The 26,471-nt window shown below is 66.9% G+C and carries 24 protein-coding genes; 5 read left to right on the plus strand and 19 right to left on the minus strand.

Translation table 11 applies throughout. From position 1 onward, the window contains the following. Positions 1-87 precede the first annotated feature (87 nt). From glp to modA, 4 genes are all read right to left on the minus strand, one after another. On the minus strand, positions 88-1,440 hold the full coding sequence (glp, locus tag QWJ37_RS11370) for a gephyrin-like molybdotransferase Glp (protein WP_290245329.1): 1,353 nt from the start codon (positions 1,438-1,440) through the stop codon (positions 88-90). 44 nt (positions 1,441-1,484) lie between these two features. Further along, positions 1,485-3,053, minus strand: coding sequence for a molybdopterin-dependent oxidoreductase (locus tag QWJ37_RS11375; protein ID WP_290245330.1), 1,569 nt, complete (start codon positions 3,051-3,053; stop codon positions 1,485-1,487). 76 nt (positions 3,054-3,129) lie between these two features. Then, positions 3,130-4,008 (minus strand): molybdate ABC transporter permease subunit, encoded by an 879-nt coding sequence (modB, locus tag QWJ37_RS11380; RefSeq protein ID WP_227929004.1) that lies wholly within the window; start codon positions 4,006-4,008, stop codon positions 3,130-3,132. Then, positions 4,008-4,781 carry a molybdate ABC transporter substrate-binding protein gene (gene modA, locus QWJ37_RS11385; protein ID WP_290245331.1) on the minus strand — a complete coding sequence of 258 codons (774 nt, stop codon included), beginning with the start codon at positions 4,779-4,781 and terminating at the stop codon, positions 4,008-4,010. Before modA ends, modB begins: the two co-directional genes overlap by 1 nt. A 38-nt stretch (positions 4,782-4,819) precedes the next feature. Here modA and moaA point away from each other — a divergent pair, with 38 nt between their 5' ends. Next, positions 4,820-5,974, plus strand: a complete 1,155-nt coding sequence (gene moaA / locus QWJ37_RS11390) for a GTP 3',8-cyclase MoaA (protein WP_290245332.1) — start codon at positions 4,820-4,822, stop codon at positions 5,972-5,974. Further along, complete coding sequence (locus tag QWJ37_RS11395; RefSeq protein ID WP_227904417.1) at positions 5,975-6,235, plus strand: MoaD/ThiS family protein; 261 nt, start codon at positions 5,975-5,977, stop codon at positions 6,233-6,235. It abuts the gene before it with no gap. 72 nt (positions 6,236-6,307) lie between these two features. Here the strand turns inward: QWJ37_RS11395 and QWJ37_RS11400 are convergent, their stop codons facing one another. The 8 genes from QWJ37_RS11400 to truB all read right to left on the minus strand — a co-directional run bounded on the left by QWJ37_RS11400 (position 6,308) and on the right by truB (position 14,299). Continuing rightward, positions 6,308-7,630, minus strand: coding sequence for a pitrilysin family protein (locus QWJ37_RS11400; RefSeq protein WP_227904601.1), 1,323 nt, complete (start codon positions 7,628-7,630; stop codon positions 6,308-6,310). A gap of 75 nt (positions 7,631-7,705) precedes the next feature. Beyond that, the gene (locus QWJ37_RS11405) at positions 7,706-9,931 is read right to left on the minus strand and encodes a polyribonucleotide nucleotidyltransferase (RefSeq protein ID WP_227904416.1); all 2,226 of its coding nucleotides are present in this window, start codon (positions 9,929-9,931) and stop codon (positions 7,706-7,708) included. Between the two features lie 352 nt (positions 9,932-10,283). Continuing rightward, positions 10,284-10,553, minus strand: a complete 270-nt coding sequence (gene rpsO, locus QWJ37_RS11410; RefSeq protein WP_227904415.1) for a 30S ribosomal protein S15 — start codon at positions 10,551-10,553, stop codon at positions 10,284-10,286. 133 nt (positions 10,554-10,686) lie between these two features. After that, positions 10,687-11,670: a bifunctional riboflavin kinase/FAD synthetase gene (locus QWJ37_RS11415; RefSeq protein WP_227929001.1), complete on the minus strand. Its 984-nt coding sequence runs from the start codon at positions 11,668-11,670 to the stop codon at positions 10,687-10,689. A 101-nt stretch (positions 11,671-11,771) separates the two neighbouring features. Beyond that, positions 11,772-12,476 (minus strand): DUF4345 domain-containing protein, encoded by a 705-nt coding sequence (locus tag QWJ37_RS11420; protein WP_290245334.1) that lies wholly within the window; start codon positions 12,474-12,476, stop codon positions 11,772-11,774. 84 nt (positions 12,477-12,560) lie between these two features. Then, entirely contained in the window at positions 12,561-13,019 is a 459-nt protein-coding gene (locus tag QWJ37_RS11425; RefSeq protein ID WP_227904412.1) for a hypothetical protein, read from the minus strand. Beyond that, complete coding sequence (locus QWJ37_RS11430; RefSeq protein ID WP_290245335.1) at positions 13,016-13,390, minus strand: hypothetical protein; 375 nt, start codon at positions 13,388-13,390, stop codon at positions 13,016-13,018. Before QWJ37_RS11430 ends, QWJ37_RS11425 begins: the two co-directional genes overlap by 4 nt. Continuing rightward, the gene (gene truB / locus QWJ37_RS11435; protein ID WP_290245336.1) at positions 13,391-14,299 is read right to left on the minus strand and encodes a tRNA pseudouridine(55) synthase TruB; all 909 of its coding nucleotides are present in this window, start codon (positions 14,297-14,299) and stop codon (positions 13,391-13,393) included. A 74-nt stretch (positions 14,300-14,373) separates the two neighbouring features. Here truB and QWJ37_RS11440 point away from each other — a divergent pair, with 74 nt between their 5' ends. Beyond that, positions 14,374-15,558, plus strand: coding sequence for a pyridoxal phosphate-dependent aminotransferase (locus tag QWJ37_RS11440; RefSeq protein WP_290245337.1), 1,185 nt, complete (start codon positions 14,374-14,376; stop codon positions 15,556-15,558). An 80-nt stretch (positions 15,559-15,638) separates the two neighbouring features. Here the strand turns inward: QWJ37_RS11440 and rbfA are convergent, their stop codons facing one another. The 5 genes from rbfA to rimP all read right to left on the minus strand — a co-directional run bounded on the left by rbfA (position 15,639) and on the right by rimP (position 21,297). Beyond that, a complete protein-coding gene (gene rbfA / locus QWJ37_RS11445) occupies positions 15,639-16,112 on the minus strand; it encodes a 30S ribosome-binding factor RbfA (RefSeq protein ID WP_227904408.1) in 474 nt (157 codons plus the stop codon). Between the two features lie 144 nt (positions 16,113-16,256). Beyond that, on the minus strand, positions 16,257-19,175 hold the full coding sequence (gene infB, locus QWJ37_RS11450; RefSeq protein WP_290245338.1) for a translation initiation factor IF-2: 2,919 nt from the start codon (positions 19,173-19,175) through the stop codon (positions 16,257-16,259). A gap of 132 nt (positions 19,176-19,307) precedes the next feature. Continuing rightward, complete coding sequence (locus QWJ37_RS11455; RefSeq protein ID WP_227904406.1) at positions 19,308-19,709, minus strand: YlxR family protein; 402 nt, start codon at positions 19,707-19,709, stop codon at positions 19,308-19,310. Positions 19,710-19,758: 49 nt separating this feature from the next. After that, positions 19,759-20,730, minus strand: a complete 972-nt coding sequence (nusA, locus tag QWJ37_RS11460; RefSeq protein WP_290245339.1) for a transcription termination factor NusA — start codon at positions 20,728-20,730, stop codon at positions 19,759-19,761. Next, positions 20,731-21,297, minus strand: coding sequence for a ribosome maturation factor RimP (gene rimP, locus QWJ37_RS11465; RefSeq protein ID WP_227928995.1), 567 nt, complete (start codon positions 21,295-21,297; stop codon positions 20,731-20,733). Between the two features lie 162 nt (positions 21,298-21,459). On the opposite strand from rimP, the gene QWJ37_RS11470 reads away from it, so the two are divergent. After that, positions 21,460-22,653: a DUF4439 domain-containing protein gene (locus QWJ37_RS11470; RefSeq protein WP_290245340.1), complete on the plus strand. Its 1,194-nt coding sequence runs from the start codon at positions 21,460-21,462 to the stop codon at positions 22,651-22,653. 30 nt (positions 22,654-22,683) lie between these two features. Continuing rightward, positions 22,684-23,673 carry an aminoglycoside phosphotransferase family protein gene (locus tag QWJ37_RS11475; protein WP_290245341.1) on the plus strand — a complete coding sequence of 330 codons (990 nt, stop codon included), beginning with the start codon at positions 22,684-22,686 and terminating at the stop codon, positions 23,671-23,673. Positions 23,674-23,717: 44 nt separating this feature from the next. Here QWJ37_RS11475 and QWJ37_RS11480 read toward each other — a convergent pair whose 3' ends face one another. Beyond that, positions 23,718-24,515, minus strand: a complete 798-nt coding sequence (locus QWJ37_RS11480; RefSeq protein WP_227904401.1) for a TSUP family transporter — start codon at positions 24,513-24,515, stop codon at positions 23,718-23,720. Positions 24,516-24,521: 6 nt separating this feature from the next. Then, positions 24,522-26,321, minus strand: coding sequence for a proline--tRNA ligase (locus QWJ37_RS11485; protein ID WP_290245342.1), 1,800 nt, complete (start codon positions 26,319-26,321; stop codon positions 24,522-24,524). Between the last annotated feature and the right edge of the window lie 150 nt (positions 26,322-26,471).

Raw genomic sequence — 26,471 nt, forward strand, 5'->3', positions numbered from 1 at the left:
GGTCTGGTGGTTATCAGGTTCGGCGCTCACGGGGCGTCCTTTCGGCATGCGGCGCCCGGATGGGGGCACTGCGGGATGGTTCAGCTGTTAGTCCACAAGCAATACTGTCACTTCCGCGCCTTCGGGGAGCTTTTCGGTGCCCACCGGAACCGAGATGAGCGCATTGGAAGAGGCCAGGGCATGCATCAGGTGCGAGCCGGGGCCGCCCACCGGCACCACGGTCCCGTCCGGGCAGTACCGGCCGCGGCGGATCTGGTGCTTCCCGGGCGGACTCTGCAGCGGTTCGGTCAGCCGTGCCTGCACCTGCACCCGCGGGCGCGGCGTGCCGGTGACCGCTGCGAGGGCCGGGCGCAGAAACATTTCAAAGGACACCAGGGAGCTGACCGGATTCCCGGGGAAGCCCAGGAAGGGCACCCCGTCCACGGTGCCGATCCCCTGGGGGCCGCCGGGTTGCATGGCAACGGACAGGAACCGGACCTCCGCGGCCGCCAGCGCCTGGCGCACCACCTCGTAGGCACCCTTGCTGATCCCGCCGGAGGTAAGCACCAGATCGGGAGCGTCTGCGGCGATGTCCGCCCGCAGCCGTTCGAGGAATTCCGCCGGAGAATCGGCCAGGATCCGTGACCGCAGCACGCGGGCGCCGGCGGCTTCCAGCGAGGAACGGAGCAGGGTGGTGTTGGCGTCATGAATCTGCCCCGGGCCCAGCGGCTGGCCCGGTTCACGGACTTCGTCTCCGGTGGTCAGCAGCAGCACCTTGGTGCGCGGACGCACGGCAACGCGGTCCAGCCCCAGGCCGGCGAGCAGTCCCAGCTGCAGAGTACCCAGGACGGTTCCGCCGGCCAGGGCCAGTGCGCCTGCGGCAATGTCGCTCCCGGCCCGGCGGACAAACCGGCCGGGCGGAATACCGGCGGGAAGCTGAACAGTGCCCGCGGTCCCCGCGGGCAGGAAATGGTCGGGATCGCAGGCTTCGATGGGAACCACGGCGTCCGCCCCCTCCGGCAGCATGGCACCGGTCATAACGGGTGCGGCGGTGCCGGGCTGCAGCGGCGGCGGGACGCTGCCGGCCGGAATGTGGGCGGCTGTCGCCAGGCGGATCCGGGCGTCCACCGCCCGCCCGTCCGGACCGGCGGCCGCGGATTCTCCGGCCGATTCCCCGGCCGGCATTGCCAGGTCCGCTGAGCGCACGGCATACCCGTCCATTTGGGAATTGGTAAACGGCGGAAGGTTTCCCGGCGCATGCACATCGGCGGCCAGGACCCGGCCCGCGGCCTCCGCCACCGGCACGGTTTCGGCAGCCGGCGGGTGTGCTTCAAACCAGTGCCGCAGCAGCTCCGCGACGGCCGCCTGGTGCGCCGCAACACTCCGCGGACCGGGACCGGGCGCAGCGTCCGTGCCGGTGTCGGTTCCTTCGGTTCCCTGCGGGGCGGATTGTCCGGACATTGTCCTCCTAGCTGATGCGGTATCCGGCCGGGCGGTTCCGTGCCTCACCGTGCCGTCACCCGAATTGTATGCAGGCCGGTGGCGCCGTCGGGCAGCACGGGGCGTTTCTCCTCCGCCTGCCTTGTACCGTTGGCATCCACGGCGCGGACGCTCAGGTCATGTCCGCCGGGGGTCAGCTCCACCGGCAGCGAGTACTGCCGCCAGGTGTCCGCCGAAATGCCCGGCGCCAGCTGCGCATCCTGCCACTCGCCGTCGTCCACCCGGACCTGCACGGCACTGATGCCGGTGTGTTGCGCCCAGGCCACCCCGGCCACGGTAACCGTGCCGGCAGACACCGGGTTCCGCCCGGGGACGTCAATGCGGGAGGAGAGCTTGACCGGTCCGCGCTCGCCCCAGCCCCGTTCGGTCCAGTACGCCGTCTCATCGGCAAAGCGCGTCACACGCAGCTCGGTGACCCATTTGGTGGCGGAGACGTAGCCGTACAGTCCCGGGACCACCAGCCGGACGGGGAAACCGTGCTCCAGCGGCAGCGGGTTCCCGTTCATTCCAACGGCAAGCAGGGCATCGCGGTTATCGGTCAGCGCTTCCAGCGGGGTGGAGGCGCTCCAGCCGTCCCTGCTGGTGGACAGGACCATGTCCGCACCCGGCCGTATGCCGGCCTGAGCGAGCAACTCGCGCACGGGCCAGCCCAGCCACCGGGCGTTGCCGATCAGGTTCCCGCCCACTTCATTGGAGACGCAGGCCAGCGTGACGTAGCTTTCCTGCAGCGGCTTGGCCAGCAGGTCAGCAAACGTCAGCTCCACCTCGCGGTCCACCATTCCCGTGACCCGCAGCCGCCACTTGTCCGGATCGATGACCGGCACGCTCAGGGCAGTGTCAATACGGTAGAAGTCCGAGGCCGGTGTCACCAGCGGCGGCAGCCCCTGCACGGGGAGTTCGGCACCGGCCGGAACGGTTGCCGCCGCGCGGGCCGGAACCGGCAGCCGCACAGCGTCACGCAGTGCCAGCACCCCCGCCTGGCCGCCCCTGGCCACGGCGGAGAGCGCCGTGCCGAGCAGGGCCACTGCCGCTCCCCCGCCCACAGCGGCAAGGACGGCGCGCCGTCCGGCCCCGACGGCGTCGGGGGTCCGCGCGTCCGCGAGCTGACGGACGCGCGCGGCCAGTGCGCGCAGGATCAGGACGGCGACGACGCCGGCGGCCACCGGCGGGAGTACCGCCAGCAGCCCGCCCTGCGGCCGGCTGAGCACGGCAACCAGGCCGGCAGCGCCGAAGGCACCGAGGATCAGCGACCCGGCCGGCGGGCGGCGGAGCTCCAGCCATCCCGCGGCGACGGCGGCGAGGGCAATAATCAGTGCCATGCCGGTCAGGAGCGCGGCTTTGTCGGCCGTGCCGAACAGGGCGATCGCGGCGTCCTTCACCGGACCGGGAACGGCATCAATCACTGCGGAGCCGACGGCGGAGACCGGTGACAGGGACGGGCTCAGGATCGCTGCCAGCAGTTCACCGGCAGCCACCCCCACCGCTGCGGCCACCAGCCCTGCGGCGATGGCCCATCCCTTGGTGTGCCGCGGGGTGGGACGCGGGGTGGGCCCGCCCCGCCGGGTTCGGTTCATGGCTGGTCCATTCGTTTGCAGGCCGGCATTCCCGGAGGCGTCACGGTGGAACGCAGGCCGTTCCTGGCGGTAAAGGTCATCGCGGCAGCAGCCGTCCGGTGCCCAGCCGCGCGAGCAGCAGCACCAGCAGGTACAGGGCAATTAGCATCAGGCAGATCCCCAGAGCCGCCTGCGGCTGGTTGGAGTTCAGGCTCAGTTCTATCTGCAGGGGCAGCGTCCGGGTGCGTCCCTCGATGCTGCCGGCAAAGGTGATGGTGGCACCGTATTCGCCCAGCGACCGGGCGAAGGCCAGCAGCGCCCCGGCCACAATTCCCGGCAGCGCCAGCGGCAGCGTGATGTGCCGGAGGATGGCAGTGGGGCCGGCGCCGGAGGTGGCAGCGGCCATCTCAATGTCCTTGTCCACGGCTGAAAGGCTGTTCAGCGAGGCCACCACAAAAAACGGAAGCGAGACGAATACCTGGACAATAACGACGGCGGCCGGCGAGTAGCCCACATCCACCCCGGCGGCGCCCAGCAGTTTCCCGGCAATCCCCTGCCGTCCCCAGAAATAGAGCAGGGCTATGCCCGAGACCACCGGTGAGAGCACTAGCGGTATCAGCAGCACTCCCCGCATCAGCTGGATCCAGGGCCCCTGCAGCTTGCTGAACAGGACGGCAAGCGGCAGCCCCAGCAGTACGCAGATCAGCGTGGAGCACAGCGACGTGGCCAGGGACAGCCCCAGCGCGGTGCGTGCCGCCCCGGAGCCCAGCAGTTCGGGCAGCGAGGTCCACGGAACGTTGAGCAGAAGCGCCGCAACGGGGCCGGCGCACAGCAGCAGCGCCATTGAGGCGGGAATCCACAGCCAGCCCGGAGTGGTGGCGCGTGCCTCCCGGCTGAGCGGCGCACTCTTCCCGGAGACGGAACGGCCGGGCATGCTGTCACGGACCTGTTCATCCCGCAGCGGTTTCAGGGACATCAGGCACCGTCCCCGGCGGGCACAAACCCGGCTTCTTCGAGGATGGCAGCCGCCTCCGGGCCGCGCAGCCATTCATAGAAGGCAGCCGCGGCATCGTTGCCGGCGCCAACGGATGTCAGGGCTGCCGGATACGGGTTGGGCGGAGCCTCGGGAAGGGCGAGATAGGTGACGCCGGCGTCCGCCGCGGCCAGCGCATCGGTGCGGTAGACAAACCCGGCGTCCGCCTGTCCGCTGGATACCTTGGTCAGCACCGACCGCACGCTGTCTTCCAGGCTCGGTTCGGCCAGGTGCAGGTCCGCGGTTTCGAGCACGTGGTCCGCTGCCCTGCCGCATGGAACTGCCGGGGCGCACAGCGCCGTGCGGATGCCGTCCGCCGTCACATCGCGTAACACGGCGACGCCTGCGGGGTTGCCCGGCGCAAGGGCCAGTACAAGCTGATTGGCCGCCAACACGGTTTCCCGGGCCAGCTCCGGCCGCACCGGCTCCAGTGCCTCGTTATCGGCGGTGATGACGACGTCGGCTTTGGCGCCGGACTGGATCTGGGCCACAAGCTGACTGCTGGAGCCCACGTTGACGCGGAGCCGTCCGCCGCCGTCGTAGGCAGCGTCAAAGGTCTCCACCACATCGGTCAGCGACGACGCGGCAAAGACCGTGATCCCTCCGGACCCCTCCCCCGGGCGGGCCCCGGAGCCGGCACAGCCAGCGGCCGTCGAGGCCAGCATCAGCGCGGCACACACGGCCATGGTCCGGCGGGGCCGGATTACAAAGCGCATTTATAGAGCCTAACTGTGAAAGGGCGTAACCTCGAGGGATGGGAATACAGCTGGGAATGCCTGCCGTTGGACCTTCCCGCCTGCCTGCGGGATCCAATCCCGCAGAAACCAGTACACCAGACAGTCCGCCGGCCGCCGAGCACGGCGTATCGCCTGCGCTCTCCCCCGCGGACGGTCTGCTGGACAGGTACGGGCGGCGCGCCACTGATATGCGGCTGTCCCTGACGGATAAATGCAACCTGCGCTGCACGTACTGCATGCCGGCCGAAGGGCTGGACTGGCTGGCCCGGGACAAGGTCCTCTCCCGCGATGAGATTGTCCGTCTGGTGCGTATCGGCGTGGACCGCCTGGGGGTGCGCGAGCTGCGCCTGACCGGCGGCGAACCGTTGGTGCGTGCCGACCTGGTGGAGATTGTGGCCGGGATCCGCGCCAACCATCCGGACCTGCCGATCTCACTGACCACCAACGCTCTGGGGCTGGATAAGAAGGCACAGGCGCTCAAGGACGCGGGCCTGACCCGGATCAATGTTTCCCTCGACTCACTGCATCCCGACACGTTTGCCCAGCTCACCCGCCGCCCGTTCCTGGACCGCGTCCTGCGCGGCGTGGAAGAGGCGGCGCGGGTCGGACTCGGCCTGGTGAAAATCAATGCCGTCCTGATGCGCGGAATCAACGACGCCGAGGCGCCGGACCTGCTGGAATGGGCCGTCAGCCGCGGCTTCGAACTGCGATTCATTGAGCAGATGCCCCTAGATGCAGACCACGGCTGGACACGGGACGGGATGATCACCGCCGCCGAAATGCGTTCCCTGCTGGAGCGGGATTTTGTACTGACCCCTGATCCTCGCCGGCGCAACGGAGCCCCGGCCGAGCGCTGGGAAGTGCGGCGGCGGGCAACCCCGGACCTCGTCGCCGGCACCGTGGGCATCATTGCCTCCGTGACGGAGCCCTTCTGCGCCGACTGTGTGCGGACCAGGGTTACCGCCGAAGGGAAGGTGCGCAGCTGCCTCTTCTCCCACGAGGAAACCGATCTGCTGGCGCTGCTGCGCAGCGGCGCGGATGATGACGCCGTGCTGCGCCGCTGGCAGGAAGCCATGTGGGGCAAGCCCAAGGCCCACGGCATGGACCATGCCGGGCTGGGGGCAGCGGATTATGTACAACCCGAACGAACCATGAGCGCGATAGGCGGCTAGGTGCTGATCCGATACTTCGGCGCTGCGAAAGCGGCAGCCGGCACAGAAGAAGAAACCCTCAACGAAGGACCCCTGCAGCTGGACCAGATGCTGGAGAAGCTGGCCGCTCTGCACCCGGACGCACCGGAGGGAACGCCGGTCCTCTCAACGGTCATAGGGCGCAGCACGTTTTTGGTCAACGAAGTGGCGGCAAGGGACAGGTCCCGCCTGCTCGGCCCTGACGACGTCGTGGATATCCTTCCGCCCTTCGCCGGCGGCTAGGCTGGCGGCTTCACCACACAAAAAAGGCACACCCGGGAGCGCCTGGCTCCGGGTGTGCCTCCTGCAGGAGAGTTAGAAGCCCAGTTCCGCCGCGGACTCGAACGGGCCCACCACGGTGATGGTCCGGGGTGCAGCGGCCAGCTCGGCGGCCAGGGCCTGAACCTGCTCAGCAGTCACGGACTGGATCCGGCGCAGCGACTCATCAATGTCGATGAACTCCCCGCTCACCAGCTCGGCGCGGCCCAGCCGGGACATCCGCGAGCCGGAGTCCTCCAGGCCCAGCACCATGCCACCGGAAATCTGGCCCAGTGCCTTGGCCAGTTCGCCCGGTTCCACGCCGTCGGCAGCGAGCCGTTCGAGCTCGCTGCCCAGCAGGTCGATGACCTGGCGGGTCTTGGCGGGCGAGCAGCCGGCATACATGCCGAAGTAGCCGGCGTCCGCGTACGACGCCGAGAAGGAGTACGTGGAATACACCAGGCCGCGCTTTTCGCGGATCTCCTGGAACAGGCGGGATGACATACCACCGCCCAGAATGGTGTTCAGCACGCTCATGGCAAAGCGGCGGTCATCGGTGGCGGTCAGGGATGGGCAGCCCATCACAATGTTGGCCTGCTCCACCGGCCGGTTGAACACGTGCACACCTGCGGTGCCCGAGATCTGCGCCGGTTCGGTGTTGCGCCGCGGCGAGGGGGTGGCGGCCGGGTCCAGTTCCCATCCGGCCGTGCGGAGTGCCTGCAGGACGAGGTCGCAGACCTGGTCATGGTTCAGGCCGCCCGCAGCGGTGATCACCAGCTCGTCCGGCCGGTAATAACGCCGGTAGTGGTCCAGGACGGCCTCGCGCGAGACGCTGCGGATCGCTTCCGGGGTGCCGCCGATGGGGCGTCCCAGGGGGTGATCCCCCAGCACGGCCTCGGAGAACTTTTCGTGGCAGAGATCAGCCGGATCGTCATTGTCCATAGCGATCTCTTCAAGAATGACGTCGCGTTCCTGCTCCAGCTCTTCGGGATCCAGGACCGCGGAGGTGACCATGTCGGTAATAACGTCGATGGCCATGGGCAGATCAGTGTCCAGCACGCGTGCGTAGTAGCAGGTGCTTTCCTTGGCAGTCGCGGCGTTGGACTCGCCGCCCACTTCGTCAAAAGCCGAGGCGATATCCATCGCCGAACGACGCGTGGTGCCCTTGAACAGCAGGTGTTCAAGGAAGTGTGTGGAGCCGTGCCGGCCCGCGGCTTCATCCCGCGAGCCGACACCAACCCAGAATCCGATGGCCGTGCTGCGCTGGCCCGGCATTTCCTCCGTCAGGACCCGGACACCGCCGGGCAGCACCGATCGGCGCACAACGGCGCCTCCCGGAGTGCCGACCACCAGGGTCGGGTCGGAGGGCAGGGTGGTCAGCGGAAGCTGGACAACCGTCCCGTGCTCCTTCGAAGAAGGAGTCACGGGACGGTTTCCATCGGAAAAGTCCGGCATTTACTCTGCAGACTCGGTTTCTGCTGCCTCGGCGCCTTCGGCGTCATCGGCAACCACCGGGGAGAGCGAAAGCTTTCCGCGGTCATCAATCTTGGTGATTTCCACCTGGACCTTCTGGCCCACGGAGACAACGTCGTCGACGTTGTCCACGCGCTTGCCACCGGCGAGCTTACGCAGCTCGGAGATGTGCAGGAGGCCGTCCTTGCCCGGGGTCAGGGAGACGAAGGCACCGAACGTGGTGGTCTTCACTACCGTACCGAGGTAACGCTCGCCGATCTCGGGGACCTGCGGGTTGGCGATCGCGTTGATCGCCGAGCGGGCAGCCTCGGCGGAGCCGCCGTCGGTTGCACCGATGAGGACGGTGCCGTCATCTTCGATGGAGATGTCAGCGCCGGTGTCCTCCTGGATCTGGTTGATCATCTTGCCCTTCGGGCCAATGACCTCGCCGATCTTGTCCACGGGGATCTTCACCGAGATGATGCGCGGAGCGAACTCGGAGAGTTCGTCCGGAGCGTCAATGGCAGCCTGCATAACATCCAGGATGTGCAGGCGTGCTTCGCGGGCCTGCTTCAGCGCTGCTGCCAGCACGGAGGCGGGGATACCGTCGAGCTTGGTGTCCAGCTGGATGGCCGTGACGAACTCGGAGGTACCGGCAACCTTGAAGTCCATGTCGCCGAAGGCATCTTCGGCGCCGAGGATGTCGGTCAGGGCGGCGTAACGGGTTTCGCCGTCAACCTGGTCGGAGACCAGGCCCATGGCGATACCGGCAACCGGAGCGCGCAGCGGGACACCGGCATTGAGCATGGACAGCGTCGAGGCGCAGACCGAACCCATGGAGGTGGAGCCGTTGGAGCTCAGGGCTTCGGAGACCTGGCGGATGGCGTACGGGAACTCTTCACGCGAAGGCAGCACCGGAACCAGGGCGCGCTCGGCGAGGGCACCGTGGCCGATTTCGCGGCGCTTGGGCGAACCCACGCGGCCGGTCTCACCGGTGGAGTACGGCGGGAAGTTGTAGTTGTGCATGTAGCGCTTGCGCGTCACCGGGGACAGCGAGTCGATCTGCTGTTCCATCTTCAGCATGTTCAGCGTGGTGACGCCCAGGATCTGGGTTTCGCCGCGCTCGAAGATTGCCGAGCCGTGCACGCGGGGCAGAACCTCAACCTCGGCGGTGAGCTGGCGGATGTCCGTCAGGCCGCGGCCGTCGATGCGTACCTGCTCCTTGAGGATGCGCTGGCGCACAACCTGCTTGGTGACGGAACGGAAGGCAGCGGAGATTTCGCCTTCGCGGCCTTCGAACTTCTCGGCCAGCTCGGCCTTGACTTCGTCCTTGAGGACGTCGGCTGCGGCGTCGCGCTCCTGCTTGTCGGCAATGGAGAAGACCTGGGCCAGCTTGGCTGCGGCTGCGGCTTCAACGGCCTCGTACACGTCATCCTGGTAGTCCAGGAAGATCGGGAACTCGACGGTGGGCTTGGCGGCGCGTGCTGCCAGGTCCGACTGGGCGTCGCACAGGACCTTGATGAACGGCTTCGCCGCTTCCAGGCCTTCAGCAACGATCTCTTCGGTCGGGGCGGTGGCGCCCTCGTCCTTGATGAGGTTCCAGGCGTTGTCGGTGGCTTCGGCCTCGACCATCATGATGGCGACGTCGTCACCGGCAATGCGGCCGGCAACCACCATGGAGAAGACGGCGCGCTCCAGTTCGGAGTGCTTCGGGAAGGCAACCCACTGGCCGTCGACCAGGGCAACGCGGACGCCGCCGATCGGGCCGGAGAACGGCAGGCCGCTCAGCTGGGTGGACATGGACGAAGCGTTGATCGCGACGACGTCGTAGAGCACGTCGGGGTTGATCGCCAGGACGGTGACGACTACCTGGACCTCGTTGCGCAGGCCCTTGACGAAGGCGGGGCGCAGCGGGCGGTCCATCAGGCGGCAGGCCAGGATGGCTTCGGTGGACGGACGGCCTTCGCGGCGGAAGAACGAGCCCGGGATGCGGCCGGCAGCGTACATACGCTCCTCGACGTCCACGGTCAGCGGGAAGAAGTCAAAGCCTTCACGCGGGGACTTGCCGGCGGACGTAGCCGAGAGCAGTGCGGTGTCTTCGTCGATGTAGACCATTGCCGCGCCGGCTGCCTGCTGGGCAAGGCGGCCGGTTTCGAACCGGATGACGCGCTTGCCGTATTTGCCGTTGTCAATGACGGCTTCTGAGAACTGAATTTCGGGACCCTCCATATGAGAGCCACCTCCGTTTCTTCTGTGGGCGGAGGCACCCAGCATCGTTTCAAAACTTCCTTCCGCACGGCATGGGCCGTACGTTCAACACCCGGTCTTCGATCGAGGTCCACGGGCGGATATCTCCCGGAGACCACTACCGAGGACCGCGAATGCTGCGATGCTGGCTGACTCCTATGGTGTTTTGCTGTACTGCTTACTGCTTAGGTATTTCTTTGCGGGTCCCCGCAGCTGTACTGCAGGGACCGTTCGCGATTCAGACAGGTGCGCTTCCGGCTTTCCCGGTGTCCATGCCTGCCTGCGCAAAAGGCGGCTCCCCGTGCGGATGCACAGGTGCCGCCTTCCACAAAGACTATCGACGCAGGCCGAGGCGCTCGATGAGCGCACGGTAGCGGGCGATGTCGGTCTCGCGCAGGTAGGTCAGCATACGACGACGGCGACCAACCATGGCCATCAGGCCGCGGCGGGTGTGGTGGTCATGCTTGTGGGTCTTCAGGTGCTCGGTCAGGTCGAGGATGCGCCGTGAAAGCACAGCAACCTGAACCTCGGGGGAACCGGTGTCCCCTTCAGCCCGAGCGAATTCCCGGATGATCTCCTGCTTGACGGCGGGATCGAGTGCCAATGTAACTCCTAGAGTTGTGCCGTGAGGCCCGAGTCAGCACTTCGCTGCCGGGAATCTTCGTGTTCCTCGGACTCACGTCCTCAGACACAAAGAAATTCAGCCGCCACGGACCGCAGCCGAATTTGAATCCAGTTTACCCGGCCATGCCGCTTTCTGTCGAAAGGACGCTGCGGGTGCGTTCCACGTCCAGACGCATCTGCTCCACCAGGGCCTCCGGTCCGGTGTAGGCCACCATGCCGCGCAGCCGCTCCACGAATTCCACCACTACATGCTGGCCGTACAGATCAAAGTCCTCAACCTGCTCCGCGGGGCGGTCGATAACGTGCGCTTCAACCTGCCGGCTTACGCCCTCAAACGTCGGGTTGGATCCGACGGACACAGCTGCGGGCCAGCGGGCCCCGGACTCGTCCACCAGCCAGCCTGCGTAAATCCCGTCTGCCGGGATCAGCCCGGAGGCATCGGTGGCAAGGTTGGCTGTGGGGAAACCCAGTTCCCGGCCGCGGGCTGCACCGTGCACCACTTCTCCGCGCATCCGGTGCGTGCGGCCCAGCAGGCGGGCGGCAGTCCTGACGTCCCCTTCGCGGAGGGCTTCGCGGATCCAGGTGGAGGAGCAGCGCCGGCCGGACTCCGGCCCGTCCGGCAGGGCGCCGAAATCATCCACGGCCTCCACGCCAAAGCCGAGTTCCCGGCCCAGTTCGCGCATGGTCTCCAGGTCTCCGGCGTTGCCCCGGCCGAACCGGACGTCATGGCCTATGACCACGGTTTTGACGTGCAGGGCGTCCACCAGGACCGTGCGGACAAATTCTTCGGCAGTGAGCGCGGCCAGGTCGAGGCTGTAGTGCATCATCAGCAGTCCGTCCAGGCCGGTGTCCGCCAGCGCCTGGACCCGGTCCACTGTGCCCATAATCAGTTCCGGAGCCGTGTCCGGACGGTGGACCTGGGCGGGGTGCGGGTCAAAGGAAATGGCTACCGCCGCGGCGTCCTGCTCGCGGGCAGCTTTCACCAGCCGGGCCAGGACATGCTGGTGGCCCAGGTGCACGCCGTCGAAGTTTCCGATGGTGATTACTGTCGGACCAATGCCGGCCGGTACCTCCGCCAGGTCATTCCAGTAGTACACACAGGCTCCTTCAGAATTCTCCAGTGCCGGTCCAACGGCCGGTTCAGCCACCGGGGCGTTGGCCGCGCCGGGACCTATCCATTATGTCCGATCAATGCCGGTCAGCGGGCACCGCCGGCGGCTCCGGGCTCGGAGCCCCCGGTTTCCGGGGTTCCCTGCCCGCTGTATTCGCGGCGCAGTTCGCTGGTCTTGGCTATGAATCGGTGCCAGACGAGCAGCGCCGGCGGGAAGGCGAGTTCAACGATCATGAGCACAATGAAGGTGAAGTGCGGTGTGCCGGAGAACGCCCAGGACAGTACCCGGCCGATGCCGCCCAGGAAAACCATCAGGCAGACCAGCCACAGCATGTTGGCCCACTGGAATTTCACGGCAATGGCGACAAATGCGGCGCCCACACCCACCATCATGGCGGAGAAGAACCGGAACTGGCTTTCCAGTGTGGGGTTGACCTCTCCCCCGCTGCCGTCCGGCAGTCCGGCCGTTCCGGTAATCAGGTTGTAGAGACCGAACCCGGCCACCAGGACACCGACGCCGATGACCACCGTCCGGAACACACCCCAGTCATCGCTGGTTTTGTAGGGCTTGGCTGCCTTGGTGCGTGTACGGCTTTGCCCGCCACCCTTGGAGGGGCGGGCGGGCGCAGACCCCTGGCTTGCGGTTTCGCCCGGCTCCGAGCCCGTGCGGCTGCCTGCGGCTACCGCGTCCCGGGACTGCGGCCGTGCGGCTCCCCTGCCGCCGTCCTGCGGGGTCTGACGGCCGGGTGTTTCCCGTGGCGTTTCTCCGGGCGTTGGCGCTGCGTTGCTCATGGCTTCCCCTGACGAAATCGGCACTGCTGCTTGTTCCTGCCATCGTCTCACGCCGCCGCACCAATCAGGTAAGCATGCTTATCCCTAGTGCCGGGCGTCGCTCCGGTGCCGGTAGAGCCACCAGAGACCGATTGCGGGAAGCACCAGCGGAACATACCCGTACCCGCTGCCGAACCCGGACCAGACGGTATCGTCCGGCAGCGCGGCGGGATCGAACAGGCCCAGGAATCCGACGGCGAGCACGCCCGCCATTTCCACCCCTACGGCAACAACCGACACCTTGTAGGCGGTGGGACCGGAGCGGGCCAGGCCTACCGTCGCCACAATGTAGACCGCTGCCGCGAAGGCCGAGAGCAGGTAGGCCAGCGGGGCATGGTCAAACTTGGTGGCGATCTGGAAGGCGGCCCGTGCACTGGCAGCCAGCGCGAAAATCGCATACACGGCAACCAGCAGGCGTCCCGGCCCGGCGTTGCGTGCTGCGGGCTCCGGGTTCTCCCCGTCGGGGAGTCCGGTGATCTTCCGGGATCCGGTGTTGCGGTTCATAGCAGGTTTACTCCATCCCAGATCTGCTCCATGCGGAACAGCATGACAAATACGGTGACCCCCACAGCCGAGAGCACTATGTTGCTCCAGCGGCTGCGGTCCATCAGTGACCACCAGACTGCGCCCACGGGAATAACCATGGCCGTCAGCAGGTAGCCCCAGAACTCCCACGCCTCCCCGGCAATCCCCTGCCCGCCGGCAAGCCGGACCAGCGAAACAACGCCATAGACCAGCAGGAACAGTTCCACGGCTGCCGCGGAGAGAATGGTCAGGTCATTCGGGCCCTGCTTCAGGATGGCCGCGCCGATGCACAGCACCACCGACACCAGGCAGACCAGGAAACCAATAATAAAAAGCGGATCCACGGCCATCTATGCTTTCTCGTTTCCGGGGGCGAACACCAGCAGGGCCTTGGCATGGTCACCCTTGTCTTCCAGCAGGCCCACCACGTGGCCCTGCGGGTCCATGGCGGCAACCGGTGCCGGCACGCCGCTTCCGGTGGCACTGATCCGGCGGCCGTGGGAGAGGTCATCCGCCTCCGCGGCGCTGAGGTGCCGGACCGGGAACAGGTCCGCGGCGGCGTCGTCGAGGTCCGTGATCCGCAGCTCTTCGGCCAGCTGCTCCAGCGTGGAGGCCGCTTCGATGCCGAACGGGCCCACCCGGGTGCGCCGCAGTGCCGTCAGGTGCCCGCCGACGCCCAGCTCCGCGCCCAGGTCCCGGGCCAGGGCCCGGATGTAGGTGCCGGAGGAGCATTCCACGGTCACATCGACGTCGCGCAGCTTGCCGCCGTTCTCCCGGCGGATGTCATGGATTTCGAACCTCGAGACGGTGACCGGCCTGGCCGGCAGGTTAACCTCGCCGCCGGCACGTACCTTGGCGTAGGAGCGTTCACCGTTGACTTTGATGGCGCTGACGCTGCTGGGCACCTGCTCAATGTCGCCGGTCAGGTTCTGCACGGCAGCCCGAATGTCCTCATCGGTCACCGCTGCGGCAATGGTTTCGGCAGTGATGTCCCCCTCGGCATCATCGGTCACCGTGGACTGACCCAGCCGGATAGTGGCCTCGTAGGTCTTGGTGGTGCCGACTATATAGGTCAGCAGGCGCGTGGCCTTGTTGATCCCGACCACCAGCACTCCGGTGGCCATCGGGTCCAGGGTGCCGGCGTGTCCGACCTTCCGCGTACCGGCGAGCCTCCGCAGGCGTCCGACCACATCGTGGCTCGTCCATCCCTGCGGCTTGTCCACAATAATCAGTCCTGAACGGACCTGCCCTGAATTCACGCCTTTCAGTATATGTTGCGACGCACTGCCTCCGGGGCACGCACGCTTTCGGGCAGCGGCGATAGCATTCGACTATGGCACAGCTTGCACCTCACGTCCGAAGCGTCCCGGCGAACCAGATCCGGGAGATCACCCAGGCGGCGTGGGCCCGGCCGGACTCCATTGTGCTGAGTATCGGCGAGCCGGGGTTTCCTACCCCGGGCCATATTCTGGATGCCGCGCGGGCCACGCTGGACCGCGACGAAACGGGATACACCCCCAACGCCGGCATTGCGCCGCTGCGGCAGGCGTTCGCGCAGCGTACAGGTGCCGGCATTGGCCGGGAGGTTGACCCGGGCAGGGTCTTCATCACCTCCGGGGCCCAGCAGGGACTGCATCTGGCCATGAGCGTGCTGCTGGACGCCGGGGACGAGATCCTGGTCCCCAACCCGGGGTATCCCACCTTCGCCATGACCGCCGCACTGCTGCACGCGGTCCCCGTGGAATATCCGCTCTACCCCGAACACGGGTTCCAGCCCCGCATCGAGGACATTGAAGCGCTTTTGACGCCGCGCACGAGGGTGCTCCTGCTCAACTCCCCCTCCAACCCCCTGGGCGCCGTGTTCAGTGCCGACCTGACGCGGGACCTGGTTGATCTGGCCCGGCGGCACGATCTGTGGATCATTTCCGACGAATGCTACGAGGCATTCACCTTCGACGTGCCGCACGTGAGTCCGCTGGCTTTCGACGGCGTGGACGGGGAACGCGTGATCACTTCCCTGACGCTGTCCAAGACGTACGGTCTGACCGGCCTGCGCATCGGTGCCCTGGTGCTTCCGGCCGGAATGGAGCCGGTCCTGAACACCGTTATGGAATCCATCGTCTCCTGCGTCGCCTCGCCGTCCCAGTACGCGGCGCTGGCTGCCCTTACCGGCCCGCAGGACTATGTAGAGGAGGCGTCCGCGCACTACCGCGCCAACCGGGACGCAGCCTGCACGGTGCTGGATGAAAAGGGAATCAATTATCTGCAGGCCGAGGGGGCTTTTTACCTCTGGGCTGATGTATCCCATGTATCCGGTGGAAACGTACGGGACTGGACACTGCGTTTCCTGGACCGGCAGGGAGTGGCGGTGGCACCGGGGACGGCCTTCGGCTCAATCGGTGAAGGCTGGATCCGGATTGCACTGTGCGGGGACCGGGCCGAACTGCTCGAAGGGCTCGGCCGGCTCCCCGGGCGCCCGGCACTGCCGCAGCCGGCGGGGAAACGCTCAGCGGCTTAACGCCAAAAGGGGTAGGAAACCGTCAGCGGTTTCCTACCCCTTTTGGGCCCGGCGCCTGGGCGGGCCGGGGACATCAGGAACTACTTTGACTCGGTGTCCACCGAAGCGTCGGACTCGAGATCCTCGTCGAAGTCTTCCTCATCCTTGCGGTACGGATCGGCGTCGCCTGCGTACGTGGCGCCTTCCTTCAGCGCCGCCAGTTCGGCGTCGCGTTCCTTCGCCGCACGGATGAGCTCCTCGAGGTGCCCGGCGTTGACCGGAATCTCGTCAGCCACGAATTCGAGCGTAGGCGTCAGCCGGACAGTGATGTTCTTGCCCACCTCCGCACGCAGGATTCCGCGCGCCGATTCCAGGGCGGCCTTCGTGTCAGCCTGCTGTGCTTCATCGCCAAAAACGGTGTAGTACAACGTGGCATGCTGCAGATCATTGGTGACCCGGGCATCGGTGATGGTGACGAAGCCCAGCCGGGGATCCTTGACCCGCCGTTCGAGCGCCTGGGCAACTACTACCTTGATTCGGTCAGCGAGTTTCGCAGCGCGTGCTGGATCTGCCATTACCTCTCCTTACCTGAGAACAATCGGGCGCACAACGGCGCCGGCGAAGGCCGGGCGTTGTGTGCGTTTGCGGTGGGCCGCACCACGGCCGGACAACCGGCCGGTACGGGGCCGCCGGTTTCCCGGCGGCCCCGGCCACGGTTGTTAGACGCGCGGCTTTTCGCGCATTTCGAAGGTTTCGATGATGTCACCTTCGCGCAGGTCGTTGAACGAGCCAAGACCGATACCACATTCGAAGTCCGTCCGGACCTCGGTGGCGTCATCCTTGAAGCGCTTGAGCGAGTCCACGGTGAGGTTCTCACCGATGAGCTTGCCGTCGCGGGTAACCCGCGCCTTGGCGTTGCGGCGGATGACACCGGAGCGGACGATCGAGCCGGCGATGTTTCCGAACTTGGAGGAACGGAATACTTCGCGGACCTCGGCGGTGCCGAGCTGGACTTCCTCGTACTCGGGCTTGAGCATGCCCTTGAGGGCGAGCTCAATGTCATCGATGGCTGCGTAGATGACCGAGTAGAAGCGCATGTCCACGCCTTCGCGCTCGGCCAGGTCGGCAACACGCTCAGCCGGCTTGACGTTGAAGCCGATGATGATCGCGTTGTCCACGGTCGCCAGGTTGACGTCGTTCTGCGTGATGGCACCAACGCCGCGGTGGATGACGCGCAGCTGCACGCCTTCGCCGACGTCGATCTTGAGCAGCGAGTCTTCCAGGGCTTCAACGGCACCGGAGACGTCACCCTTGAGGATGAGGTTGAGGGTGTCAACCTTGCCCTCGGCCACTGCCTTGTCGAAGTCTTCAAGGCTGATGCGCTTGCGGCGCTTGGCCAGGGCGGCGTTGCGGTCCGCTGCCTCACGCTTTTCAGCGATCTGGCGGGCGGTACGCTCGTCGTCCGTCACGAAGAAGGTGTCGCCTGCACGGGGAACGTTGGACAGGCCGAGCACCTGGACCGGGCGTGAAGGCCCTGCCTCGGTGACGTTGTCGCCGTTCTCGTCGAACATGGCACGGACGCGGCCGTGGGCCGTGCCTGCCACGATCGTGTCGCCGACCTTCAGCGTGCCGGACTGGACCAGCACGGTTGCCACCGCGCCGCGTCCCTTATCCAGGTTCGCTTCGATCGCGATGCCGCGGGCATCCTTATCCGGGTTGGCGCGCATGTCCAGGGCAGCATCTGCGGTCAGCAGAACGGCCTCGAGCAGGGCATCGATGTTCAGGTTCTGGCGGGCAGAGACCTCAACGAACATGGTGTCGCCACCGTATTCTTCGGGAACCAGGCCGTATTCGGTCAGCTGGCCGCGGACCTTCTCCGGGTTGGCGCCTTCCTTATCGATCTTGTTCACTGCCACCACAATCGGCACGTTGGCTGCCTGTGCGTGGTTCAGTGCTTCCACCGTCTGCGGCATAACGCCGTCGTCGGCTGCGACAACCAGGACCGCAATGTCGGTGACCTTGGCACCACGGGCACGCATGGCGGTGAACGCCTCGTGGCCCGGGGTGTCGATGAAGGTGATGGCGCGTTCGGTGCCCTCATGATCGAAGTCGATCTGGTAGGCGCCGATGTGCTGGGTAATGCCGCCGTGTTCGCCCTCAACAACGTTGGAGTTGCGGATGGCGTCCAGCAGGCGGGTCTTACCGTGGTCAACGTGACCCATAACGGTGACTACCGGAGGACGTGCTTCAAGCTCGTCGTCGCCTTCGGCTTCCAGCTCGGCCTCGAAGTCAATGTCGAAGCTGCTCAGCAGTTCGCGCTCTTCGTCTTCGGGGGAAACAACCTGGATCTTGTAGCCCAGCTCCTCGCCGAGGACACCGAAGGTCTCCTCGTCCAGGGACTGGGTGGCCGTTGCCATTTCACCGAGGTGGAAGAGCACGGTCACCAGTGCAGCCGGGTTTGCCTCAATCTTGTCGGCGAAGTCCGTGATGGACGCACCGCGGCGCAGACGGACAACAGTGTTGCCGTCGCCGCGGGGTACCGAAACGCCACCCAGCGACGGAGCTGACATCTGCTCCAGTTCCTGCCGCTTTGCCCGCTTCGACTTGCGCTGCTTGCCACGGCCTGCGCCGCCCTTGCCGAAAGCACCGGCAGTGCCGCCGCGTCCGCGGCCGCCCTTACCGAAGCCGCCGCCAACGGGTGCGCCGCCACCGGTACCCGGGGCTCCGCCCGGTCCGCGGCGGGGTCCGCCACCGGCACCCGGGCGGCCCGGGGCTGCCGGACGCTCGGTGCGGTTGGGCATCATGCCCGGCGTAGGCCGGTTTCCGCCGGCACCGGCCGGACGGGGTGCGCCACCCGGGCGCGGTGCACCCGGACGGGGTGCACCGGGACGCGGTGCACCCGGACGCGGCGCACCGGGACGGGGTCCACCTGCACCGGCAGCGGGACGCGGGCCTGCGGCACCGGGCGTACCCGGGCGTTCGGTCTCGTCACGGCGTCCACCCGGACGCGGCATGCCCTGGGAGGTGGCAAACGGGTTGTTGCCCGGACGCGGTGCGCCGGTTCCACGTTCGCCTTCACCCCGGCCGCGTGGCCGGGGCATGCCCTGGGAGGTGGCAAACGGGTTGTTGCCCGGACGGGGACCGCCGGCGCCGGGACGCGGTGTGCTTCCGGGACGGGGTGCCTGCGAGGCGGGCTTCTCAGCCTCGGCTGCCGGTGCAGGGGTTTCCGTAGCCGGTGCGGGTGCGGCCGGTGCAGCCGTTTCAGCGGCAGGCGCTGCGGGAGCGGGTGCTGCCGGAGCCGGAGCTGCGGGTGCAGGGGCTGCCGGAGCGGCTGCCTGCTCGGCGGCCGGTGCTGCGGGAGCGGGTGCTGCCGGAGCCGGCTTGCCGGGCTTGGGAGATGAAGATGCTGCCGGACGCGGCGTGGAATCGCCGGCGGCAGGCTTGGAATCGGTCGCCGGTGATGCGGCGGCCTTGTTGTCAGACGCCGGGAAGGCGCCTCGAAGTTTCTTTACTACCGGGGCCTCAATGGTGGAGGAAGCGGAACGGACGAATTCGCCCAGTTCCTGCAGTTTTGCAACTGCATCCTTTGAGGTAATGCCGAGCTCTTTAGCAAGCTCGTGTACGCGGACCTTGGCCACATTTCTCCTGTCTCGGTCCGCACCGAGCCAGGTACGAACCGTCTATTTGCTGCGGGCTTCCACTGCAGTTACAGCGGGGCCCATCACAGAGCACAACAAAGCACTCATCGCTGGGTACTCATCGGGTTTCCATCAGATTTCTGACCCGCTTTCAGGTTGGACGGTTTCGAGGCCGTTCCCGGTCGGAACGTTCTCAAGGGCCTTGAACCACCGTTCAACGTCCGTTATTCCCGCCGGGCCCTTGAAGGCCCGGGGAAATGCCGATCGTTTCACTGCCAGTCGCAGGCATGCTGGGTCGGGATGCAACCAGGCACCCCTGCCAGACACGCGGCGACGTTCATCGACACGGACGGCGTAAACGCCTTCCATGCTGACACGCGCCAGCCGCAGCAGAACAGCCTGATCACTTTTTTTCCTGCACCCGATGCATGTTCGCTGCGGAACATGCGGGCGCCGGCGCTGCTCGGTTTCCGGGGCAGCGGCCGAAGCGGCTGCCGGTGCCTGAGCGGCGGAAAGTGATCCGGCCTTATACATTCTAGCGCCTTTCCTGCCCGGCGCCGCATCGGCTTCCGGCACTGCCGGCCTAGGAGGCCTTGGCGTCGGAAACGATGTCGATCCGCCATCCGGTCAGCTTGGCGGCCAAACGTGCGTTCTGGCCTTCCTTGCCGATGGCCAGAGACAGCTGGTAGTCGGGGACCACCACACGCGCCGCACGCATGTCCTCGTCCGTGATGGTCACCGAGTTAACGCGCGACGGCGAGAGCGAGTTGGCAATAAACGTCGCCGGATCCTCGCTGAAGTCGACAATGTCGATCTTCTCGTCGTGCAGCTCGTTCATAACGGCACGCACACGCGAACCCATCTCACCGATGCACGCACCCTTGGCGTTGATGCCGGGGACGTTTGCCTTGACGGCAATCTTCGTGCGGTGTCCGGCTTCACGGGCCAGGGCCACAATTTCCACGCTGCCGTCTGCGATCTCCGGAACTTCCAGTTCAAACAGCTTGCGTACCAGTCCCGGGTGGGAGCGGGAGAGCGTGATGGACGGGCCCTTGAAGCCGCGGCGCACATCCACGACAAAGGCACGCAGGCGGGAACCGTGGGTGTACTTCTCCCCCGGCACCTGCTCCGGCGGCGGCAGGAGCGCCTCCACCGATCCGAGGTTGACCTGGATCATGTGCGGGTTGTTGCCCTGCTGGATCTGGCCTGAGACCAGCTCCCCTTCGCGGCCCTTGAACTCGCCGAGGATGTTGTCATCCTCTACATCGCGCAGGCGCTGCAGGATGATCTGGCGGGCGGTGCTGGCGGCAATGCGGCCAAACCCGGCCGGGGTGTCGTCAAACTCCCCCACGGCAGCACCGTCGTCGTCGACCTCCGTGGCCCAAATGGTCACGTGGCCGGTCTTGCGATCCAGTTCCGCGCGTGCAGTGTCCTGCGCGCCGGTGGTCTTGTGGTAGGCAACCAGCAGAGCCTGCTCAATGGTCGGAATGAGCAGATCCAGGGGGATCTCCCGTTCGCGTTCCAGCAGCCTCAGTGCACTCATATCTATATCCATCTAGGCCTCCTCAGCTGTGGTTTCATCCGGGGCGTCCTCGCCTGCCGGGTCGTCTTCAAGGTGGGCGAATTCAACTTCAACGCGCCCCTTGCGGATGTTGGCAAACGGCAGGTGGACCGGGTCCCCCTGCTTGGCCTTCATCCCTTTCTTGACCGGGATTTCCGGTATCAACGTCACGCCGTCGTCATCGACGGAAACTATGCGGCCCATCATGTCGTCCCCGCGGCTTGCGGAGACCGAGACCATGCGTCCGACATTCCGGCGCCAGTGCCGCGGCTCGGTCAGGGGCCGGGAGACCCCGGGGGACGAAACCTCAAGGCTGTAGGGCCGGCCGTCGTCGTGGGGGTCATTGTCCATCGCGTCTGAAACGGCCTGCGCCGCTACGGAAATCGCGTCCAGGCTCACGCCGCCTGACTGGTCCTCCGGAAGATCCACCACAACATGGACCGTGCGGTGGGCACCGGCCATCTTGATTTCGATGTCTTCGAGGAAAAGGCCCTGCATCTGAACCGTGGGAGCCAGGTAAGTCTTGAGCCGCTGCGTCTCTGCGGCTACTTCCGCACGCATCGCATTCTTCCGATAATCCGATGACGTGTCTTTTTTGGGGTTGGGCCGAACCGCCATAGCTGCCTCCCACTAGATGTTGTTGTAATACCTAGACTACCGACTTTCCGCGACCGGTTAGGCATCGATGCAGACCGGAGCGGCTTCGTGACATCATCAGGTGTTGTGAAAAAGCCTGCCGAACGCCCCGTGAACCAGCCGGGGCACACCCGTACCCGGTCCCGGGCGGGTGCCGTCCTGGGCCGCGCTGTGTTGTTTATCGCATTGACGGCCGTGATCCTCAGCTTCGGCATGGTGGCCGGGACCCCGGGCGCGCGGGATGCTCCCCGCACCTTCTCGGAGACCGCGCTCACCGAGGCCCGCGCCTCGGCCCGCAGCCTGGCCGCTGAAGCCCGGGTGCTGGCGGAGGGCGCGTCCGGCCGCACCGCTGCAGAGCTGGAAGGGCAGATGAACGTACTGCAGGAACAGGCCGCTCTGCTGGCCGGTCCGGGCAGGGATACGGGCAGCGGGCACCGGTCCAGTACCGAGGAACCCCTATTTCCCTCCGGGGCCGCCTCCGAACCGGCGGCGGGACGCCAGGCAGTGGATTCTCCGGACGCGGAAACACAGGCCGCCGAACGCTATCTACGTCAGCTCGCAGCGTCGGCCCGGACCAGCCTGCATTCGGCCTGGCGGGCCGATGCCGGCACCGCACGCCTGCTTGCCTCCACCGGGGCAGCCCAGCAGGTCCTGGCTGAGCGGACGGCGGACCTATACGCCCTCGATGTCCCCGAGGCAGGCCCGGATGCCGGCCTCACCGGGACGTCCGCCGCCCCGGCCGGCGCAGGGACTGCTGCTTCGAAGGCGTTGAACGGATCCGACAGTTCCGGGAAGGACTGTCCGGACCAGGCCGGGTCCGGCACCGTTGCGGTAGCACCGGAGAAGGTCGACGCCGCGGCAGCACTGAACGCGGTCATCGACGCGGAACTGGGCACCGCCTACGCCTATGAGGTGGCGCTGGCACAGGACCCGCAGGCGGGTGAATACGGCGCGGAATGGCGCCGGCTGGCCCAGGCCCATGAAGCGGGCGGGACGGCTGCGGTACCCTTCCTGGCCGATGTCTGCCTGCCCGTGGTCGCGCCGGTGGCAGCCTATCGCCTGGACGGGGATTTCCTGCAGGATCCCGCAGGTTCCCTGCCGCTGCTGGAAGAGCGTCTGCCCTCCGTCTACGCTGACCTGGTGGCGTTGTCCGAGGGCGCGCTGCGTGGCTGGGCCATCTCGCGGCTGGGCACTGTCTCCACGGACCTGTACCGTGATGCGGAAGCCGTTCCGGCCGCCCCGGGCCTGGCGGCAGTGCCCGATGATCTGCCGTGGAACTGATTTCCCGTCCCCAACTGCCAGGAGGCGCATATGGCACCGGCCGTCGTCGTACCTGATGCCCTGCGCCGGCGTTATCTCGGAAGCAGGGCCGGGCGCACGTGGCTTCAGGAGCTGCCGGACCGCGTAGAGGCGGGGCTGGCCGCCTTCCGGCTGGTGCCGGATCCAGCCGCCGGCGGGCAGGCGTGGCACGGGCACGGCGCCCTGGTGCTTCCCGTACTCTCCACGGCCGGCAGTCCGGCTGTCCTCAAACTCCCGTTTCCGCATCCGGAGGCGGCGACGGAGGCTGCTGCCCTGCAGCTGTGGAACGGCCGCGGCGCCGTCCGGCTGTTGGACCAGGACGCTGCGGGGACCTGCCTGGTGCTCGAACGCCTGAACCCGGAGCGGACGCTGCTGGATGTGGATCTGCCTGAGGCGGTGCGCATTTGGGGTTCGCTGGTGCGGGTGCTGAGCCTGCCGGAAACCGAGTCGCCGCAGTGGGCCGCCATTCCGTCACTGGCTGAACGGGCCGAGCAGCTGTCCGATGAACTGCCGGCCGACTGGGACGCCCTGGACCGGCCCTTTGAGCGCTGGCTGCTGGAGGCCGCCCTTGAGGTGTGCCAGACCCGCGGTGCCGTGGGCAGGCGCTCCGCCGCGGATGTGCTGGTGCATGCGGACCTGCACTACGCCAATGTGCTGGCCAGGCCGGGTGCCGGCGGGGATTATGCCGCCATTGACCCGCAGGCGGTGTTCGGCGAGCCGGAGTATGCGGTGGCGCCTATGTTGTGGAACCGTCTGCAGGATCTTGACCAGGAGGCGCCCGAAGATGCCCTGCTGGCGCGGTTGGAAGGGCTCTGTGCAGCCGCCGGACTGGACCGCAGTGCGGCGGTGGACTGGAGCATCCTGCGCGAGGTCGCCAACGCCCTCGAGTATGTCCGGCTCGGATTGAGGGCAGATGCCGCCCGTTCCGTGTGGGTGGCCTCGGCGTTATCCGGCCGCCGCCATCCGGGCCTTCCGGCGGTTCGGGACCTGCCGGCGGCGTAGGCGGGTCCGGCCGGGCTATTGCCCGGCCGGAGGGTACACCGGGCTCACCCGCCGAAGTTCTCCACCCACACGTCGTGGCCGAGCTTGATGATCAGCGCGCCCACCACCACCAGGAAAACCACGCGGATGAACCTGCTGCCCTGCGTCACTGCCATGCGGGCGCCAATGTAGCCGCCCACCATGTTGGCCAGGCCAAGCACCAGTCCCAGACCCCACAGCACGGAGCCGTGCGGCAGGAAAAATGCCAGCGCTCCGATGTTGGTGGCCATGTTGACGATCTTGGCCTTGGCGCTGGCTGCGAGGAAGTTGTAGCCCAGCAGGGCAACCATGGCAATGATCAGGAAGGAGCCGGTGCCCGGCCCGATCATGCCGTCGTAAAAGCCAATCACCAGCCCGATCCCGGCAGCCGTCGCATAGTGGCGGCGGCCGGAATGCCGGAGCTTCGTCAGTTCGCCCACGGTGGGCTTGGTCGCGGTGAAGATGGCTACGGCCACCAAAGCCGCCACAATGATCGGCTTGAAGACCGATGACGGCAGCGACGCCGCCACCACGGCTCCGCCCATGCTTCCGGCGAGGGCAACGCCGGCCATGGGCAGTGCTGTCCGCAGGTCCGGATGGGCGCGCCGGTAGAATGTCACCGCACTGGTGGTGGTGCCGAACACTGACCCCATTTTGTTTGTCGCCAGCGCCTGGACCGGACTAATGCCCGGTACCAGCAGCAGGGCCGGGAGCTGGATCAGCCCTCCCCCGCCTACTACGGCATCAACCCAGCCGGCGGCCAAGCCTGCCACCAGCACTAGCGCGATGGTGGCAAGCGTGACTTCCTCGAGACCGGAAACCACCCGAGGCTACTGCGCGGCGGCGCGGCGCACGTACTCCACCGCTTCGGCCACCGGCACGTTCTCGGCAACACCGGTGGCGCGGTCCTTGATCTCCACCACGCCGTCAGCCAGTCCGCGGCCAACCACCAGGATGGTCGGAACACCGATGAGCTCGGCGTCACCGAACTTCACGCCCGGGGAGACCTTGGGACGGTCATCGTAGATAACCTCCAGCCCGGCGGCCTCCAGCGCTTCGGAGAGCTCTGCAGCAGCAGTGAAGATCTCCTCGCCGCGGCCGGTGGCCACCACGTGGACGTCCGCCGGAGCCACGGAACGGGGCCAGATAATGCCCTTCTCATCATGGTTGGACTCGGCCAGCGCGGCCACGGCACGGGTAACGCCCACGCCGTAGGAGCCCATGGTGACGGTCACCAGCTTGCCGTTCTTGTCCAGGACCTTCAGGCCCAGGGCCTCCGCGTACTTGCGGCCGAGCTGGAAGATGTGTCCCATCTCGATACCGCGGGCAGCTTCAAGGGCTCCGGATCCGTCCGGGGCTTCGTCGCCTTCGCGGACCTCCACGGCCTCGATGACGCCGTCCCAGGTGAAGTCGCGGCCGGCCACCAGGCCGATCACGTGCTTACCGGGCTGGTTGGCACCGGTGATCCAGCTGGTGCCGGAGACTACGCGCGGATCCACCAGGTAGAGCAGGCCCGTGGCGGACTCGGTGCCCAGCACCGGCTCTTCCACAGACAGTCCCGGGCCGATGTAGCCCTTGACCAGGCCGGGGTGCTTCCTGATGTCTTCGTCGGTGGCTGCCTCGACGTCCAGCTCGCCGCCGATCTCCACGTGCGCGGCAATGTTCGCTTCGATGCGCTTGAGGTCCACTGCACGGTCACCGGGCACGCCGACGACGACGACGCGGCGTTCGCCGGTCGGCAGGGTCACGGCCAGGACCACGTTCTTGAGGGTGTCAGCAGCGGTCCACTCCCCCTCCGCGCGCGGGAAGCGGGCGTTGACGTCCGCCACGAGGGTCTCGATGGTGGGGGTGTCCGGGGTGTCCACCACCTTCGCTTCGGGCGCCCCGGCGTAATCGATGTCGGCCGGAACAACGGTGGTGACCGCTTCCACGTTGGCAGCATAACCGCCGGCGGAACGGACATACGTGTCCTCACCCACCGGGGTCGGGTGCAGGAATTCCTCGCTCTTGGATCCGCCCATGGCGCCGGAGACGGCGGAGACCACCACGATCTCCAGGCCCAGGCGCTCGAAAATGCGCAGGTAGGCGCCGCGGTGCGCCTGGTAGCTGGCTTCCAGGCCTTCGTCGTCAATGTCGAAGGAGTAGGAGTCCTTCATGATGAATTCGCGGCCGCGGAGCAGGCCGGCGCGGGGGCGCGCTTCGTCGCGGTACTTGTTCTGGATCTGGAACAGGGAGACGGGCAGGTCCTTGTAGGAGCTGTACAGGTCCTTGACCAGCAGCGCGAACATTTCCTCATGCGTGGGGGCCAGCAGGTAGTCGGCGCCCTTGCGGTCCTGCAGCCGGAACAGGTTGTCGCCGTATTCCGTCCACCGGTTGGTCGCTTCATAGGGTTCGCGCGGCAGCAGGGCCGGGAAGTGGACTTCCTGGGCGCCGATCGCTGCCATTTCCTCGCGGATGATGGTCTCGACCTTGCCCAGCACGCGCAGGCCCAGCGGGAGCCAGGAATAGATGCCCGGAGCAGCACGGCGGATGTAGCCGGCCCGGACCAGGAGCCGGTGGCTGGCGACGTCGGCGTCGGCCGGGTCTTCGCGCAGGGTGCGCAGGAAAAGGGTGGAGAGTCGAAGGACCACGCGAGGAATCCGTTTCTGCAGCTGTACGGCTGCATCTTCAGGGGATGTATTCCCTACTAATCTAGCGCGTGCCGCTGCCGAGGCCGGACAGGTGAGGATAACGACACAGCCCCGGCCTGCTGCGGCGGACTTCAGGAACGGGCTTCAGAA

This window comes from Arthrobacter sp. YD2 (genome assembly GCF_030410475.1).
Lineage (GTDB): Bacteria > Actinomycetota > Actinomycetes > Actinomycetales > Micrococcaceae > Arthrobacter_B > Arthrobacter_B zhangbolii.

Excerpts from the sequence above, each read along its gene's own strand:
- glp (WP_290245329.1), bottom strand. The coding sequence starts at position 1,440 with ATGTCCGGACAATCCGCCCCGCAGGGAACCGAAGGAACCGACACCGGC.
- QWJ37_RS11375 (WP_290245330.1), bottom strand. The coding sequence starts at position 3,053 with ATGAACCGAACCCGGCGGGGCGGGCCCACCCCGCGTCCCACCCCGCGG.
- modB (WP_227929004.1), bottom strand. The coding sequence starts at position 4,008 with ATGTCCCTGAAACCGCTGCGGGATGAACAGGTCCGTGACAGCATGCCC.
- modA (WP_290245331.1), bottom strand. The coding sequence starts at position 4,781 with ATGCGCTTTGTAATCCGGCCCCGCCGGACCATGGCCGTGTGTGCCGCG.
- moaA (WP_290245332.1), top strand. The coding sequence starts at position 4,820 with ATGGGAATACAGCTGGGAATGCCTGCCGTTGGACCTTCCCGCCTGCCT.
- QWJ37_RS11405 (WP_227904416.1), bottom strand. The coding sequence starts at position 9,931 with ATGGAGGGTCCCGAAATTCAGTTCTCAGAAGCCGTCATTGACAACGGC.
- QWJ37_RS11420 (WP_290245334.1), bottom strand. The coding sequence starts at position 12,476 with ATGAGCAACGCAGCGCCAACGCCCGGAGAAACGCCACGGGAAACACCC.
- QWJ37_RS11425 (WP_227904412.1), bottom strand. The coding sequence starts at position 13,019 with ATGAACCGCAACACCGGATCCCGGAAGATCACCGGACTCCCCGACGGG.
- QWJ37_RS11430 (WP_290245335.1), bottom strand. The coding sequence starts at position 13,390 with ATGGCCGTGGATCCGCTTTTTATTATTGGTTTCCTGGTCTGCCTGGTG.
- QWJ37_RS11440 (WP_290245337.1), top strand. The coding sequence starts at position 14,374 with ATGGCACAGCTTGCACCTCACGTCCGAAGCGTCCCGGCGAACCAGATC.
- rbfA (WP_227904408.1), bottom strand. The coding sequence starts at position 16,112 with ATGGCAGATCCAGCACGCGCTGCGAAACTCGCTGACCGAATCAAGGTA.
- QWJ37_RS11455 (WP_227904406.1), bottom strand. The coding sequence starts at position 19,709 with ATGTATAAGGCCGGATCACTTTCCGCCGCTCAGGCACCGGCAGCCGCT.
- nusA (WP_290245339.1), bottom strand. The coding sequence starts at position 20,730 with ATGGATATAGATATGAGTGCACTGAGGCTGCTGGAACGCGAACGGGAG.
- rimP (WP_227928995.1), bottom strand. The coding sequence starts at position 21,297 with ATGCGTGCGGAAGTAGCCGCAGAGACGCAGCGGCTCAAGACTTACCTG.
- QWJ37_RS11475 (WP_290245341.1), top strand. The coding sequence starts at position 22,684 with ATGGCACCGGCCGTCGTCGTACCTGATGCCCTGCGCCGGCGTTATCTC.